General features: G+C 58.9%; 19 protein-coding genes. 1 reads left to right on the top strand and 18 read right to left on the bottom strand.

The features are described 5' to 3' along the window. Positions 1-69: 69 nt before the first annotated feature. The 16 genes from ACB039_RS12195 to ACB039_RS12120 form a co-directional block, all read right to left on the bottom strand. Positions 70-327, bottom strand: a complete 258-nt coding sequence (locus ACB039_RS12195; RefSeq protein ID WP_139751745.1) for a RepB family protein — start codon at positions 325-327, stop codon at positions 70-72. Between the two features lie 212 nt (positions 328-539). Beyond that, on the bottom strand, positions 540-1,568 hold the full coding sequence (locus ACB039_RS12190; RefSeq protein ID WP_371165761.1) for a site-specific integrase: 1,029 nt from the start codon (positions 1,566-1,568) through the stop codon (positions 540-542). A 287-nt stretch (positions 1,569-1,855) separates the two neighbouring features. After that, positions 1,856-2,635, bottom strand: a complete 780-nt coding sequence (locus ACB039_RS12185) for a TatD family hydrolase (RefSeq protein WP_371165760.1) — start codon at positions 2,633-2,635, stop codon at positions 1,856-1,858. Between the two features lie 18 nt (positions 2,636-2,653). After that, complete coding sequence (gene holB / locus ACB039_RS12180; RefSeq protein WP_005329570.1) at positions 2,654-3,601, bottom strand: DNA polymerase III subunit delta'; 948 nt, start codon at positions 3,599-3,601, stop codon at positions 2,654-2,656. Then, positions 3,586-4,227 (bottom strand): dTMP kinase, encoded by a 642-nt coding sequence (gene tmk, locus ACB039_RS12175; protein ID WP_041205780.1) that lies wholly within the window; start codon positions 4,225-4,227, stop codon positions 3,586-3,588. The genes holB and tmk overlap by 16 nt, the downstream gene beginning before the upstream one ends. Further along, a complete protein-coding gene (gene mltG, locus ACB039_RS12170; protein ID WP_005329567.1) occupies positions 4,227-5,228 on the bottom strand; it encodes an endolytic transglycosylase MltG in 1,002 nt (333 codons plus the stop codon). Before mltG ends, tmk begins: the two co-directional genes overlap by 1 nt. Next, positions 5,218-6,024: an aminodeoxychorismate lyase gene (pabC, locus tag ACB039_RS12165; RefSeq protein WP_371165759.1), complete on the bottom strand. Its 807-nt coding sequence runs from the start codon at positions 6,022-6,024 to the stop codon at positions 5,218-5,220. Before pabC ends, mltG begins: the two co-directional genes overlap by 11 nt. Positions 6,025-6,091: 67 nt before the next feature. Next, positions 6,092-7,333 (bottom strand): beta-ketoacyl-ACP synthase II, encoded by a 1,242-nt coding sequence (gene fabF / locus ACB039_RS12160; protein ID WP_371165758.1) that lies wholly within the window; start codon positions 7,331-7,333, stop codon positions 6,092-6,094. 82 nt (positions 7,334-7,415) lie between these two features. After that, positions 7,416-7,652 carry an acyl carrier protein gene (gene acpP / locus ACB039_RS12155; RefSeq protein WP_005300909.1) on the bottom strand — a complete coding sequence of 79 codons (237 nt, stop codon included), beginning with the start codon at positions 7,650-7,652 and terminating at the stop codon, positions 7,416-7,418. Positions 7,653-7,809: 157 nt separating this feature from the next. After that, the gene (gene fabG / locus ACB039_RS12150) at positions 7,810-8,544 is read right to left on the bottom strand and encodes a 3-oxoacyl-ACP reductase FabG (protein WP_025326981.1); all 735 of its coding nucleotides are present in this window, start codon (positions 8,542-8,544) and stop codon (positions 7,810-7,812) included. 13 nt (positions 8,545-8,557) lie between these two features. Further along, positions 8,558-9,493 carry an ACP S-malonyltransferase gene (fabD, locus tag ACB039_RS12145; protein WP_041205773.1) on the bottom strand — a complete coding sequence of 312 codons (936 nt, stop codon included), beginning with the start codon at positions 9,491-9,493 and terminating at the stop codon, positions 8,558-8,560. Between the two features lie 66 nt (positions 9,494-9,559). Beyond that, complete coding sequence (locus tag ACB039_RS12140; RefSeq protein ID WP_005329561.1) at positions 9,560-10,519, bottom strand: beta-ketoacyl-ACP synthase III; 960 nt, start codon at positions 10,517-10,519, stop codon at positions 9,560-9,562. A gap of 6 nt (positions 10,520-10,525) precedes the next feature. Beyond that, positions 10,526-11,545: a phosphate acyltransferase PlsX gene (gene plsX / locus ACB039_RS12135; RefSeq protein ID WP_041205769.1), complete on the bottom strand. Its 1,020-nt coding sequence runs from the start codon at positions 11,543-11,545 to the stop codon at positions 10,526-10,528. A 9-nt stretch (positions 11,546-11,554) separates the two neighbouring features. Beyond that, a complete protein-coding gene (rpmF, locus tag ACB039_RS12130; RefSeq protein WP_371165757.1) occupies positions 11,555-11,722 on the bottom strand; it encodes a 50S ribosomal protein L32 in 168 nt (55 codons plus the stop codon). A 20-nt stretch (positions 11,723-11,742) separates the two neighbouring features. Further along, entirely contained in the window at positions 11,743-12,264 is a 522-nt protein-coding gene (gene yceD / locus ACB039_RS12125; RefSeq protein ID WP_025326977.1) for a 23S rRNA accumulation protein YceD, read from the bottom strand. A 270-nt stretch (positions 12,265-12,534) separates the two neighbouring features. Then, positions 12,535-13,188: an START domain-containing protein gene (locus ACB039_RS12120; RefSeq protein ID WP_041205768.1), complete on the bottom strand. Its 654-nt coding sequence runs from the start codon at positions 13,186-13,188 to the stop codon at positions 12,535-12,537. Positions 13,189-13,332: 144 nt separating this feature from the next. On the opposite strand from ACB039_RS12120, the gene ACB039_RS12115 reads away from it, so the two are divergent. Beyond that, positions 13,333-13,914 (top strand): nucleoside triphosphate pyrophosphatase, encoded by a 582-nt coding sequence (locus ACB039_RS12115; RefSeq protein WP_041205765.1) that lies wholly within the window; start codon positions 13,333-13,335, stop codon positions 13,912-13,914. 72 nt (positions 13,915-13,986) lie between these two features. Here ACB039_RS12115 and ACB039_RS12110 read toward each other — a convergent pair whose 3' ends face one another. Together ACB039_RS12110 and rluC are read right to left on the bottom strand one after the other, a co-directional pair. Further along, a complete protein-coding gene (locus ACB039_RS12110) occupies positions 13,987-14,634 on the bottom strand; it encodes an HAD family hydrolase (protein ID WP_161507184.1) in 648 nt (215 codons plus the stop codon). Continuing rightward, positions 14,634-15,578, bottom strand: coding sequence for a 23S rRNA pseudouridine(955/2504/2580) synthase RluC (gene rluC / locus ACB039_RS12105; RefSeq protein ID WP_202619452.1), 945 nt, complete (start codon positions 15,576-15,578; stop codon positions 14,634-14,636). The genes ACB039_RS12110 and rluC overlap by 1 nt, the downstream gene beginning before the upstream one ends. Positions 15,579-15,750 lie beyond the last annotated feature (172 nt).

Raw genomic sequence — 15,750 nt, 5'->3', positions numbered from 1 at the left:
ATTAGCGCACGGCTCTGCAAGGAGCCAATTCCCCTATGCCAGGTACAAGGAATTCGTACCTGGCTTTTTTTATTCGCTGATCTCCGTGAGTGCTTTCTCCGGTCGCCCCTGGGGCACCAGCTCGTGCTGGTAAAGCAGATCGATCGCCTGCTCGATGAGGGAGGCCTGATTGTCTTCCAGGTGCAGACCGAGTTCTTGCAACCGCTGGGCATGGCGATTGCTGATCCAGCATTGCAGCCTGCTGTGGGTTTCCTGCTTGCGTTTCACGTGTTGGCGTTGCCGCTCGGCATTGTCTTGCGCCACATTCATCTTTATTTCCTGGCTCATATGACCTTGCTAACTAAGAGTTCCTGGTTTGTTATCTCTCATTCTATTCGGCAGGATGAGACTCTCCCCTGCCAGGGGTGAGAGCCGCCGTCTGTGCCTGGCTCTTTCCCCTTCATGGTGACCCTTCACCGGCACTGCGTCGGAGTACGACAAATATATCATCAAATCAATCAGATGGTATTTAACATAAAAAACAACGTGGCGCGGTTATCTTACAGTAATCCTGCGAGGGCATGATCGGAGAACTTGTGCGCATCGTCGAAATACTCCTGCAGGGTACGCATGTCCTTGTGCCGTGTCACCTCGATGATCTTGTTCATAGGCTTGCCCGCGGTCACCGCCGAGGTGATGAAACCTCGGCGCAGACTATGACCACTGACATAGAGATCGTCGATGACCTGGCCGGTTCGCCGCTTGATCATCAGGTTGATGCCTTGCGGGCCCAGGGGATCTACGGTGAGCTGCCCCCAGCGGGTCATGCGGCGAAACAGCGGGCCCTGGTTTATGCGGCTCGCTTTCAACCAGCGGCCGAGGGCGGTTACCGGGCAATACTGCTTGCCGGGAATGAGCGCGATTTCGGTTTCATGGAGTTGATGCTTGCTCGGCTTGAGCCGAAGCCGGATCCCCTGCCCCACGAAGTCGAGATCGCTCACCTCGATACGAGCTGCTTCTGAGCGGCGCAGGGCGCCGCTGAACATCAAGAGCAGCAAGGTGTGATCCCGTAGCCCCGCCAGGGTGGAGGTGTCTATCTCGTCGAGCACCCGGGTCAGGGGTTGCAGGGTCAGGGCTCCCGTCTTGCGTTTACGGTTATCCCCAAGGCGCACTATGCCCCGCATCATCTCCTTTATTTCCGCATGCTCGGTCGGCATGGGATGAATGCCCTTCTGCTTGAAGGCATAGCGGATACCGGCGAGCCGCCGCACCAGGGTGGCCGGTTTTCGAGGCTCCCCGTTGCGCAGCTCCCCCTTCCCCTCCTCTTTATCCAGCCATACCCAGTCGGCCAATATACCGTCAGCCTGATCCGCCAGAAAGTTCATGATGTCGTGATGGGTTGTTTGCAGCGGATCCAGCCCATGCAACTGGCACCAGAATACGAAGATACGAGTGTCTGCCTGATAGGCATTGAGGGTGGAATCCGCTTTTGCGCTGCGCAGGAAACGCCGCGCCCGGCTATTGAGCTCAGGATCGAAAACCGTCTGCAGTGACTGATGAGCAGGTGGTGAAATGGTTGGGTAGGCCACGTAAGTCTATGATTCGATATGGAGTTTAAGAGGATCTTACAGGATCTTACAGATCCATCAAGTATCGATAATGAATATTATCGATACTTAAAGAGTATTGATTCAATGCCTCCAACCTCACGGAGATAATAAACTGGCTTACTCTATATCCGGAGAAAACGTTATCCAGAAGATGGGTCCGTGTCGGATACGTAGTGAGAGATAACGAGGCGGGTGGTTGATATTGCCGTGGGTAATCAGGCTGATGATTTTAAATAAAGAGCCCCGTCTGTCGGGGCTCCTTGGGATTATTTTTTAGCCAGCTTGAATAGCTCAAAGAAATTGTGGCTGGTGGCCTCTGCCAATTCGGCCAGCGATATCTGCCGTAGATCGGCAATAAATTGCGCGACGTCTCGTACGAAGGCAGGCTCGTTCTCCCTCCCCCGGTGAGGAACAGGGGCAAGATAAGGAGAGTCCGTCTCTATCAGCAATCGCTCCAGTGGCAATGCCTTGACCACGGCCTGCAGTGCCGAGGCATTCTTGAAGGTGGCTATCCCCGAGATGGAGATGTAAAAGCCCATCTCCATGGCGGCCTCGGCCATCTCTAGCGATTCGGTGAAACAGTGCAGCACGCCTCCCACCTGATCTGCTCCCTCTTCGCGCATGATCTGCAGGGTGTCTTGCTGGGCATCCCGGGTATGGATGATGAGGGGCTTGTTCAATGCCCGGGCAACCCGGATATGTTCCCGGAAGGAGGCCTGCTGTACCTCTTTGTTTTCCGGCGAATAGAAGTAGTCGAGCCCGGTTTCGCCTATGGCCACCACTTTTTCATCCGCCGCCTGCGTCAACAGCAAGGCGGCATCCACCCCGGGATCCTGATTGAGCGGATGGACGCCACAGGAGGCAAACACCTGGGGATAAGGGGCGATCGCCGCCAGCATGGTCGGGAACTGTGCCTGGGTCACGCTGACGCAGAGAAAATATCCCACATCCAGTTTCGCGGCCTTGGCCAAGACATCGGCCATGTCGGTCTGCTTGCTGCCATAGCTGAGACGGTCGAGATGGCAATGGGAATCAACGAGTAACATAGACAACCTTGTAACTTGTCATAACCAGCGATTGAGCCAGTTCATCAGATGGATGGTGGGATTGGAGAGCTGGCCCGGCTGGCAGGCCGCTTTCAGGACGACGAGCTGCTGCTCCGCCTCCAGCAATCTTTCGCTGGAGTGCAGCTGTGCCAGTTGCTCGCTGAGGGCGGCCAGATCCGGCATCGCCAGCTGGTGATGACCACAGCCCGCCTGGGTCTTGAGAGCATCGCACAGGAAGAGTTGCAACCAGTGCAACCTGATCTGACTCTCCTGTGCCAGCTGGGAGCAGACACTCGCCGCCCGGGTCGGCGTCTGTGACAGGGAAACGAAACTCTCCAACAGATCCCGGCGTGCACTGTCTTGCTGCTCTCCGATATAGCCCAGTACCCGAAGCGGCGCTCCCAGGCAGATCCGTACCTGGGCCTGAGTGGCCTGATGACCCTGTTCACTCAGCCAGCGCAGGGTCTCCCCCTCCGTCGGTAGCTGACAGACATGCTTGTGACAACGGCTGAGGATGGTGGGCAGCAGGCGAGAAACCTGAGATGCGATCAGCAACAGCAGACTGTCGCCGGCCGGCTCTTCCAGGGTTTTCAGCAGGGCGTTGGCGGCCGACTCCGTCATCCGCTCCGCGTCCGGAATGACCACCACCTTGCCGCGCCCCAGCTGGGAAGTGCTCTGCAGGCGGCCGCAGATCTCGCGAATGGCCTCGACCCCTATGCTCTTGCTGTCGGCGCTTATGGTGCCGAGATCCGGATGATGGCCCTTGTCCAGCAACTGGCAGGCGTGGCAGTGACCGCAGGGTTCACCGCGATCTGGCTGCTGGCAGAGGTGCAGGCGCGCCAATCGTTCTGCAAGCTGCTCCTTGCCAAGGCCGGGATCCCCGAGCAGCAGCCAGGCGTGGCCCAGGCGACCTGCCTGGGCCGTCTGGCTCAGGGCATGCCAGTCCGGGATCAGCCAGGGATACATGGGGACTCATCTTTCAGGTTGTCGGCCAGTGCAGCCTCGATGGCGGCCTTGACCCGATCCGGCGTCTGACTCGCATCGATCACCAGGATGGTGTCATCCCTGGCCGCGAGTTCCAGGTAGCGGGCGCGGGTGCGCTCAAAGAAACTGAGTTGCTCCAGCTCAATCCTGTCGAGCTCACCGCGATGGCGTGCTCGTTGCAGACCGAGGGCGGGATCGATATCGAGGTAGAGGGTCAAATCCGGCTTGAAGTCACCGAGTACCGCCTGCTTGATGGCGCCAATGAGCTGGGCATTTATGCCGCGACCGCCCCCCTGATAGGCCTGGGAGGAGAGATCGTGGCGATCACCGACCACCCAGATGCCCTCGGCCAGCGCCGGCTTGATCCGGGTCTCCACGAGCTGCACCCGGGAGGCATACATCAGCAGCAATTCGGCCTCGACGGTGAGGCGCTCGTCGTGCACCTCCTTGACGATGGCGCGCATCCGCTCCGCCAGGGGGGTGCCACCCGGTTCACGGGTGCACTCAATCCTGTCGATGCCGTGGGCATGCAGGTAGTCGGTCACATAGCTTACCGCGGAGCTCTTCCCTGCCCCTTCCAGTCCTTCAATCACGATAAATTTAGACATTAGGGTTTCTTCAATATGTATTCGCGGACCGCCCGATTGTGTTCATCGAGGGTCTTGGAGAAATAGTGGGCCCCGCCCCCCTTGGCGACGAAATAGAGATAGTCGGTCGACTTGGGGTTGAGCGCCGCCTCGATGGAAGCCTTGCCCGGCATGGCGATGGGGGTCGGCGGCAAGCCATCGATCACATAGGTGTTGTAGGGGTTCACATCGGTGAGATCGCTGCGGCGAATATTGCCATCGTAGCGATCCTTCACCCCGTAGATGACGGTGGGATCTGTCTGCAGCTTCATACCAAGGCGCAGCCGATTGACGAACACGGAAGCGATCTGCGCCCGCTCGTCCGGTTGGCCTGTCTCCTTTTCAATGATGGAGGCCATGATGAGCGCCTCATAGGGCGTCTTGTAGGGCAGATTGGCCTGCCGCTTCTCCCAGTTCTCCTGCAAGAAGGTTTTCATGTCCTGATAGGCACGGCGCAGGATGGAGATGTCGCTGGCATGGGTGGTGTAGGCGTAGGTTTCCGGCAGGAACCAGCCCTCCAGCTTGCCGTTGTCGATGCCAAGCTCTTGCGCCAGCTCAGTCTCGCTCTGCTCCACGGTCAGCCGCTCCAGGTAAGGAGCGCTCGAGAGCTGTTTCAACCAGTCTTCGAAACGGGAACCCTCGACAAAGGTCAGGCTGAAATGAAACTCCTTGCCGGAAGCAAACAGGGAGAGGGTCTCCTTGAGTGGGGCCCCTTCCTTGATCTCATAGGTACCAGACTTGATGGCGACCAGTTCAGGGTGGCCACGCAGCCAGAGCCGCACCGCCCAGGGGCTGGTTTCCCCCTCCCCCAGTTCGGCAATCAGGCGCGCCGCATGGGCACCTTTTTCGACGGTAAAGAGGCGCGTCGGCCCCTTGTTGGTGAGCGTCTCCACCTCTTGCCATTTGTAATACACATACCCTCCGGCGACGGCAACGGTCAGGGCTGCCCCCGCGAGCAGGGTGTAGAGCCGATTAAACTTCAATGACCAAACGCTCCTGTAAACGGCGGATCAATACCGGGCTGGGATAGTGCACATCCCCAATGCTGGTGACCGGCACTATGCCCATCAGGGTATTGGTCAACCAGACTTCTTCAGCCTGCCACAGTGACTCCAGCGGAGCCTCCACGACACGCAGTTCAATACCCATCTGTTTAAGCATCATCATCACGCGCTTGCGCATGATGCCATCGATCCCGGCGCGGGCTAGATCCGGTGTGAACACCGTCTTGCCACGGCGCCAAAACAGATTTGCACTGACCCCTTCTACCAGAAATCCACGGCTGTTCAAGACTATACCTTCGACTCCGCCCCGCGCGGCAAGTTCGCTTTTGAGCAGAACTTGTTCCAGACGACCCAGGGTCTTGAGCCCTGCCAGCATGGGAGCATCACCAAGCTGCTGCTGACAGACCAGGGCCGCGATGCCGTTTTGCTGCCAGTCAAGATAGTGGGCCGGGTATGGCGCCAGGGAGACAATGCGGGTAGGCGTATTCCATCCCGCGCCGTCATAGCCCCGTCCCCCACTGCCACGGGTCAGCACTATCTTGGCGACAGCCTGCGTCTGCCCTGCTGCCACTTGCGCCACTTCGGCGGCCAGGCTATCCCAGGGAAGCTCAGCAAACCCCAGTCTGGCGCAGGCATGCTGTAACCTGGCGAGGTGTGCCGGCCACCAGATCACCTGCCCCTGCTTCACCAGCATGGTAGTGAAATGGCCGTCCCCGTATGCCAGCCCTCTATCCCGGGCGGACACTGCTTCTGTCGGTATTCCATTAATCAGCAAGGGGATCCCTCCGATAAAAAAGGCCCGATACAGTCGTATCGGGCCTTATCATTTCGCCCAAAGCGAATTATACGCGTTTGAAGATCAGGGAGCCATTGGTGCCGCCGAAACCAAACGAATTGGAGAGGGCATATTCAAACTGGCCGGGTTTGGCCACATGGGGCACCAGATCCAGATCGCACTCCTCATCCGGGTTGTCCAGGTTGATGGTGGGCGGTGCCACCTGATCGCGCAGGGCCAACACAGTGATGATCGCCTCGATGGCTCCCGCCGCTCCCAGCAGATGGCCGGTCATGGATTTGGTGGAGCTGATCATCAGGGACTTGGCATGATCGCCAAACACCTCTTTCATGCCACGCAGCTCGGCCACATCACCCAGCGGGGTGGAGGTGCCGTGGGCATTGATGTAACCGATCGCCTCCGGCGCTATGCCGGCATCCTTGATGGCATTTTTCATGGCGCGCGCGCCACCGTTGCCATCAGAGGGAGGCGCCGTCATGTGGTAGGCGTCGCCGCTCATGCCAAAGCCAACCAGCTCGGCATAGATCTTGGCGCCACGGGCCTTGGCGTGTTCGTACTCTTCCAGCACCAGTACCCCGGCGCCATCACCCAGCACGAAACCGTCGCGATCCTTGTCCCAGGGACGGCTCGCCTTCTGCGGTTCGTCGTTGCGGGTAGAGAGCGCCTTGGCCGCCGCAAAGCCGCCCATCCCCATGGGGGTGGAGGCTTTCTCGGTGCCGCCGGCGACCATCACGTCCGCATCACCGTAGGCGATCATCCGGCAGGCCATGCCGATGGCGTGGGTACCCGTGGTGCACGCCGTGGTCACGGCGATGTTCGGGCCCTGCAGCCCCTTCATAATGGAGAGATGACCGGACACCATATTGATGATGGTGGACGGTACGAAGAAGGGGCTCAGCTTGCGCGGGCCGCCGTTGACGAGGCTGCTGTGGTTCTGCTCGATGAGACCCAGACCGCCGATGCCGGAGCCGATGGCCACGCCGACCCGCTCCGCATTCTCTTCGTTGATGACGAGGCCGGAATCATCCAGTGCCTGCACCCCCGCCGCCACGCCGTACTGGATGAAGAGATCCATCTTGCGGGCTTCTTTGCGGTTGATGCCGTATTGTTCTGGATCGAACTCTTTGACCAGACCTGCGAAACGGGTCGCAAACTCGCTGGCATCAAAGTGATCGATGAGAGAAATGCCGCTCTGCCCGTTGAGCAGGGCTTGCCAGCTGGATTCGGCAGTATTGCCCACAGGGGAAAGCATCCCCAGGCCGGTTACCACGACTCTGCGTTTTGACACTGAGCTAGTCTCCGAGAGGTATTTTGAAAGGGAGTAAACATAAAAGAAGCGGCCCTTGGGCCGCTTCTTTCAGAACAGGAACTTATTCCTGATTAGCGGTGATGTAGTCGATAGCCGCTTGAACAGTGGTGATCTTCTCGGCTTCTTCATCAGGAATTTCGGTATCGAATTCTTCTTCCAGCGCCATTACCAGTTCAACGGTATCCAAAGAGTCAGCGCCCAGGTCGTCGACGAAGGAGGCAGCGTTCTTGACGTCTTCCTCTTTAACACCCAGTTGTTCGATGATGATTTTCTTTACGCGTTCTTCGATGTTGCTCATGACCTGAATTTTCCTTTAAAAATACGCTATTGCGTCTGGTTGGGGTAGTGTATTCAATTGACGTGAGTTTGCAAGTGACTTGCCGCTGGTCAAACCACGAAATTCGCCAAACTTCGGCGTACTATCGCAAATTTGAACAGATCTCACGACAAATTGATTACACCATGTACATCCCGCCATTAACATGCAGGGTTTCGCCGGTGATATAGGCAGCGTCGTCAGACGCCAAGAATACCACAGCGGCAGCAATTTCTTTCGGATCACCCAAACGGGCGGCAGGCACCTGATTCATGATGCCGGCACGCTGTTCTTCATTCAGTGCCTTGGTCATGTCGGTTTCGATGAAACCGGGGGCCACCGCATTCACCGTGATACCACGGGAAGCCACTTCACGGGCCAATGACTTGGTAAAGCCCACCAGACCGGCCTTGGCGGCAGCATAGTTGACCTGACCGGCGTTGCCCATGGTACCGACCACGGAACCTATGCTGATGATGCGACCATGGCGCTTCTTCATCATGGCACGCAACACCGGCTTGCTCAGACGGTACAGGGAGGTGAGATTGGTGTCGATGATCTCATTCCACTCATCATCTTTCATCCGCATCAACAGGTTATCGCGGGTGATACCGGCGTTGTTGATCAGGATGTCGATGTCGCCAAAGCGCTCCTTGATGGCGGCAAAGACAGTTTCGATGGATTCCTGGCTGGTCACGTTCAGTGCCATGCCACAGCCCTGCTCGCCCAGATAGGCGCTGATCGCCTCGGCACCGCTCTCGCTGGTCGCGGTCCCCACCACTTTCGCGCCACGGGCCGCAAAAGTTTCGGCAATCGCACGGCCTATGCCACGGCTGGCGCCGGTGACCAGCACAACTTTATCGGTAAAACTCATGACTTGCTCCTGTTTATTTGACTTGGGCCAGCGCCAGCTCGAACGAGGCGGCATCGTTGGCGTGAATGCCTTCCACGCGCGGATCGATGCGCTTGGCCAGCCCGGTCAACACCTTGCCCGGACCCATCTCGATCTCGAAGGTGATACCGTCGTTTGCCATCCGCTCTACCGTCTCGGTCCAACGAACCGGGCTGAACAGCTGGCGTACCAAGGCTTGCTTGATGGCGGCCGGATCCTGTTCACAGGAGACGTCGACATTATTGATGACGGCGATGGTTGGAACCTTGATCTCGATCCCATCCAGCGCGGCGGCCAGTTTTTCGGCTGCAGGTTTCATCAGGGCACAGTGGGACGGCACCGAGACCGGCAGCGGCAGGGCACGCTTGGCACCGGACTCTTTCATCAACACGTTGGCGCGCTCGACCGCTTCCTTGTGACCGGCGATGACCACTTGGCCCGGGGAGTTGAAGTTGACCGGAGAGACCACCTGCCCTTGCGCCGCTTTCTCGCAGTTGGCGGCGATGGAGTCGTTGTCCAGACCTATGATGGCGGCCATGGCGCCGGTGCCTTCCGGCACGGCTTCCTGCATGGCGAGGCCACGCAGTTCAACCAGCTTGACCGCATCGGCAAACGCCAGGGCGCCGCTGCACACCAGGGCGGAATACTCGCCCAGGCTGTGACCAGCCATGACGGCGGGGGTTGCCCCGCCCTGCTGTTGCCACAAGCGCCACAGGGCGACGGATGCTGTCAACAGTGCTGGCTGGGTGCGCCAGGTCTTGTTCAGATCCTCGGCGGGACCATTCAACACCAGGGCCAACAGGTCATAGCCCAGCACCTGGCTCGCCTCGGCGAAGGTCTCTTTAATCACGGCGTGTTGCTCGGCGAGCTCCGCCAGCATGCCGACGCTCTGGGAGCCTTGTCCCGGGAAGGCAATGGCAAATCGGGTCATCATTGATTCCTTTAAGGTAAGACGAAATCGGTAAGCGGGCGCCGAGACGCGCGGCGCCGCTTGGTATCAGAGGCGAACCAGCGCCGAACCCCAGGCAAAACCGCCGCCGAAGGCTTCCAGCAATACTAGCTGGCCCGGTTTGATACGGCCGTCACGTACCCCTTCATCGAAGGCGATGGGCACGGAGGCGGCGGAGGTATTGCCGTGGCGGTCAAGGGTCAGGATCACCTTGTCGAGCCCCATGCCGAGTTTCTTGGCGGTGGCGTTGATGATACGAAAGTTGGCTTGATGCGGGACCAGCCAGTCCAGCTCGCTCGGGTCGATATTGGCGGCAGCCAGAGTTTCGGTCACGATCTCGCTCAGGCGCGTCACCGCGACCTTGAAGACATCGTTGCCCTTCATGTACATGTAGGCTTCGAGCTCGGCACCCGGCATGCCACGGCGAGGCTGCGGCAACTTGAGCAGTTCGCCATAACGGCCGTCAGCATGCAGGTGGGTAGACAGTATCCCGGGCGTCTCGCTCGCGCCGATCACCACGGCCCCGGCTCCATCCCCGAACAGAATGATGGTGCCCCGGTCTTCCGGATCGCACATGCGGGAGAGCACGTCGGCACCGACCACCAGGACGTGGCGAGCGGCGCCGGATTTGACGAACTGATCGGCAATGGAGAGCGCATAGGTGAAACCGGCGCAGGCCGCCGCCACGTCAAAGGCCGGGATCCCCGGTACTTCGAGCAGCCCCTGCAGTTCGCAGGCAGCGGCCGGGAAGGCGTTCTCGGCGCTGGTGGTCGCCAGCACTATCATGTCCAGATCGGCCGCGGTCAGACCCGCAGCATCCAGCGCCCGCAAGGCCGCCTGATGAGACAGGGTCGCGACGCTCTCGTCGCTCCCGGCGATGCGGCGTTCACGGATCCCGGTACGTTCCACGATCCACTCGTCACTGGTTTCAACCATCTGCTCAAGATCGGCGTTGGTACGAACCGAACTCGGCAGATAACTGCCAGTACCCAGAATTTTGCTATGCATAGAGTTTTATAAATCCCTGTCGGAAAAGACAGATTCAAGGCGATCTGCAATTTGCAATGGAAGTTGGTGTTTGGCTTCTTGTGCGGCCAGCAGAATCGCATGACACAGAGCGCGGCGCTCGGCCCGCCCATGGCTTTTTACCACAATGCCGCGCAATCCTAACAGACTCGCGCCATTATACTGGTCGGGGTTCAGGTAAGAAAAACGCCGTTTGAACATAAATCCGGCGAGTCGACCAAGAAAACTGCGTTTTTTGCGAGGATATCCGGCCAGTTCGGCCATCATCCTCACCACGCCCTCGGCGGTCTTGAGCGCCACGTTGCCGACGAAGCCGTCACAGACGATGACGTCGCTGTCACCGCTGAAGATCCTGTCCCCCTCGATGAAACCGACAAAATTGAGCGCAGCACACTGGCGCAACAACTCGGCACTGTGGCGTACCAGGTCATTGCCCTTGATCTCCTCCTCCCCCACGTTGAGCAGCGCCACCCGGGGGGATGCTATCCCCTCGACTTGCTCAGCCACGACGGAGCCCATCACCGCAAATTGCAGCAAGGTGTCGGCATCGCAGCTCACGTTCGCCCCCAGATCCAGCATCACGGTGCGTTTTCCACTCAATGTCGGCAGCGCTTTGATGAGGGCAGGCCTGTCGACCCCGGGCAGGGATTTGAGCACGCATTTGGCCATGGCCATCAGGGCACCGGTATTGCCGGCACTGACGCAGGCATCGGCCTCACCGGCTTTCACCAGATTGAGCACAACCCGCATGGAGGAGTCTTTCAGGGTACGCAGCGCCACGATCGGCTTTTCGCCCATGCCGACGACCTGGGATGCATGTACGAGACGAACGCGGGGATGAGTCAGCAAGCCATGTTGCTGCAACAGAGGGGCGATCAGGTGTTGGTCACCGACCAGAACAAGATTTAGTTGAGGCAGAAGAGACAGTGCCTGCACGGCGGCAGGCACTGTTTCAGAGGGGCCAATATCTCCCCCCATTATGTCTAGCGCGACAGTTTGCGTAGACAAAGGCAATCCTTAAGCGATTACCTTTTTACCGCGGTAGAAACCATCGGCAGTCACGTGGTGACGACGATGAATTTCGCCACTGGTCTGATCAACAGCCAGGGCTGCAGTGGTCAGCGCATCGTGGGAACGACGCATGCCACGCTTGGCGCGGGTTTTACGGTTCTGTTGTACGGCCATGGTAGGCTAACTCCTAAAATTCACTTACGTTTGAGCTCTTCAAGAACTGCAAAGGGATTCGGCCGCTCATCAGCAGGCTCGATATCACCCCAAGTCATTTCCATGTTTCCTCGCGGGCAGACATCCATGGGATGCATGGCCACCTGAGGCAACGAGAGGATGAGTTCATCCTCCAGGATTTGATGAAGATCTATCTCGCCGTTTTCGTCCAACTCAATGGGCTCATAAGCTTCCGGCAGCTCTTCCTCGTTTGTTCTCTCGAACAGCGGAGTGTAAATAAAACTAGCTTCACAAAGGTGCTCGAAAGCCTCTCCACAACGTTGGCAAACCAGGTCAACCTTGGCATGGGCAGTGCCTTTCATAACGGTCAACTTCTGGACATCTTTGCCAAACTGCAGAGTGACGTCCACATCACTTCGCAAGCCTTCGGTTGATGCTTCCAGTCTGGGCATCTGCGACTTTTCCACTATCCCGACATAATCGAGTAGCTTCAAGGCATTACGGACTGGATCAACCTTAACGGGCAACTTCACCTTTTGCATAGGGCGCGAATATTATAGGTCCAACAAGGGATAGTCAAAGGAAAAAGTCCTTACCGCCGATGATTTTACCTGCACAAGCCCCTGCATGCAGGAACTTGTGTTCATCGGTGGCCGATTATGCCATAAACCGCGGGATCCCGCACAGGATCCTGTGCAGTCATCCCCCTTGGCCAGGATCTCGGGGTCAGTGAGCCTTTTATGCCGTTGCACGTCCCTCCCCCATCCCGTGCCCCGCTCGCCAGGTGCCCGGCTTGACCTCCATTTCCAGATTCAGGACGCGGCAGGACAGCCTCCACCGCCGAGCAGGCGTTGCCTAGGCGCGGCTCTGGGTTGGGCCTCCATCAGGCGACGTATGGCCTGAAAACTGCCCAGCGCCGCCTTGATGGCCATTGGATTGACCAGCCAGCCTGGCAAATGGCTGCCCGGGTTGGTATGGCTTTCGAGCCTGATCAGGGTGCTGCCATCGCGTTGTGGCAGCGCCTCCCAGCGACCGGCACTCTCTCGGATCCGGTACAGACCTGGGCGAGGCGCCAGGGCGTCCGGCTCGGCCCACACCTCCAGCACCAGCGCGCAGCCAGCCCGCCGGCTCAGATGGGAGCGTGTGATCAGTTCCCTGTCTTGCACCGGCCAAGGGGACGCCAAGCGGGTGTAAACCAGATCATCATCGGGGCCGGATTTTGCCAGCAACCGTACCTCGCGACTGGACGGTAACCACTCCCGATGGCGCGCTGTGTCTCGCAGCACGGTCAGCAACGCCATGGGATCCGCCTTGACCCGCATCTCCAGGCGCAAGGCCAGAAAGGGGGACGGAGGGCGTGCCTGGGTCCAGAGCTGTACGCCGCCCTCTCCCTTCTCTGGCTGCCACTCCTGCCCCCAGCTCGTGAGGGAGAGCAGCATCAGGGCTAGCACACCGTATCTTGTCATGTCGCACTCCTGCCTCATCAAACGGTGTTATCGCCGTTCTCGGTCACCAACATGCGTGTTGCGCTGGCGCTCGGGGTGGTTTACGTGGGCCTTCTGCCACAGTTAGAATCAACCAATTGATTTATAAATGGATATCATCAACATATGCACACGCCCTTGATCCTCGCCTCCACTTCCCGTTATCGCAAGGCGCTGCTGGAAAAACTCGGCCAGCCGTTCCTATGCGCCTCCCCCGAGATCGATGAAACCCCGCTGCCCGGGGAGCCGGCCGAGGCACTGGTCAGCCGCCTGGCCCATGCCAAGGCGAGTGCCATCACCCGCCAACATGATCAGGGGTTGATCATCGGCTCGGATCAGGTGTGCGTCTGTGACGGCCGCATTCTCGGCAAACCGGGCACGGTGGATAACGCGGTGGCACAGCTGATGATGGCCCAAGGCAAGAGCGTCACCTTTTATACCGGTCTGTGTGTGCTGAATGCCGCAAATGGCCGGGTCGAGCAGCTCGTGGAACCCTTCACCGTACATTTTCGCTCCCTGGATGAGGCGGCCTTGCGCCGTTACGTAAAGGCGGAGTTGCCCCTCGATTGTGCCGGCAGCTTCAAGTGTGAAGGCATGGGCATCATGTTGTTCCAGGGGCTGGAAGGGCGGGATCCCAACGCCCTGATCGGTCTGCCCCTGATCGGCCTGATCGAGTTGCTGGCACGTCACGGCCTCAATCTGCCCTGAGCAGGAAACAGAAACAACAATGGGAGCCAAGGCTCCCATTGTTGTTTCTGTGTTCATCAACCCGGTGCGCACTCAGCCCAGCAGTTGCCTCAGCTCATCCATGGTATCGACGATGGCAACGGGATGATGTTCGGCCAACCTGGCACGATCATGTACACCCCAAGTGACGCCGATGCGGGGCATCTGCAAGGCCTCAGCCATCGCCATGTCATGGATCGAGTCGCCAATCATCACCGCCTGGTGCGGGGCAAAACCCAGCTCATCCAGAATTTGCGTCAACATCAGGGGATCGGGTTTGGAGTTCGCTTCATCCGCACCACGGCTGGCGGCAAAGAGAGGACGCAAACCCGTTTCATCCAGCACCCTGTCGAGGCCCCTGCGGGACTTGCCCGTGGCAACCGCGAGGCCAATGCCCTGTGCCCGCCAGCCAGAAAGCAACTCGCTAGCCCCGGCAAACAGCGGGCTGGGTGTCTTGTCATGCAGATAATGGTGACGATAACGGGCGATCAGGGCCTGGGCCCGCTCACTCCCCTCTGCCAGATTGAACAAACGGGGAATGCCGACCGCCAGGCTGAGCCCGATGATCTGATGGATGGACTGCGGCTCGGGCACCCCCTCACCGCAGTCGCGGGCGGCCGCTTGCACGCAGGCAACGATCCGCCCCACCGAATCCATCAGGGTACCGTCCCAATCGAAAATGGCGAGTCGGACGCGTTTCATCAGCGTGCCAGCTTGTTCAGGAAGGCATCGAGCTCGGGGGCGAGCGGCGCTTCCACCTGCATCTCGCGATCATCGGCCGGATGGGTGAAGCTCAGTTTCCAGGCGTGCAAGAAGAGCCGCTTCAGCCCCAGGGTCCGCATCTTCTCATCAAACGCCGCCTCACCATATTTGTCATCACAGGCGATGGGATGGCCGGCATGCTGGGTATGAACCCGGATCTGGTGGGTACGACCGGTGATCGGGCTGCACTCCACCAGGGTCGCTTCGGCAAATTGACGGGCAATGCGGAAGCGGGTCTCGGAGGGCTTGCCGTCACTGCTGACCCGCACCACCCGCTCGCCGGATTGCAGATCGTTCTTGCGCAGCGGCGCATTGACCACCTTGACGTGGGACTGCCACTGACCGCGCACCAACGCCAGGTACTGCTTGCGCATGGTCTTGACCCGCAACTGCTCATGGAGGCTGCGCAGGGCACTGCGCTTCTTGGCAACCAGCAGCACGCCGGAAGTGTCGCGATCGAGACGGTGCACCAGTTCGAGGAACCGAGCTTCCGGACGCAGGGCGCGCAACCCTTCGATGACGCCAAAGCTCAAGCCGCTGCCACCGTGCACCGCCATGCCGGACGGCTTGTTCAGCACTATCATGGCCTCGTCTTCAAACAGGATCTGGCTCTCCAGACGCTGGATGCTGCCGAGGTTGGCAGAGGGCAATTCGTTCTTCTCGGCCACGCGCACGGGGGGCACCCGCACCTCGTCGCCGGCGCAGAGTTTGTATTCCGGTTTGATGCGTTTCTTGTTGACGCGCACCTCTCCTTTTCGAAGGATGCGATAGATCAGGCTCTTGGGGACGCCCTTTAACTGAGTCTTGAGAAAATTGTCGATGCGCTGCCCTTCATGCTCAGCTTCGATGGTGAGCAGCTGCACTTGTTGATGTATCTGTGTCATGGCGCGGATTTTAACACCGCCAGCAGCCCTTGGCTGCATGCTTTGTTAAAAAATGGCGTCTTGCTATAAAAGTGGTTTAAATGGGATAATAAACAAGGTTTTGTCATTGTGTTCAAGCCTTGTACTAAGTGGCCAAAAAGTATGCCACCCAATCCCGAAACACCGTGTATAC

Source organism: Aeromonas sp. S2(2024), from assembly GCF_041402505.1.
Classification (GTDB): domain Bacteria; phylum Pseudomonadota; class Gammaproteobacteria; order Enterobacterales; family Aeromonadaceae; genus Aeromonas; species Aeromonas media.
The sequence above is the reverse complement of the archived record's forward strand: the minus strand, read 5'-3'. Positions and strand labels throughout refer to the sequence as shown.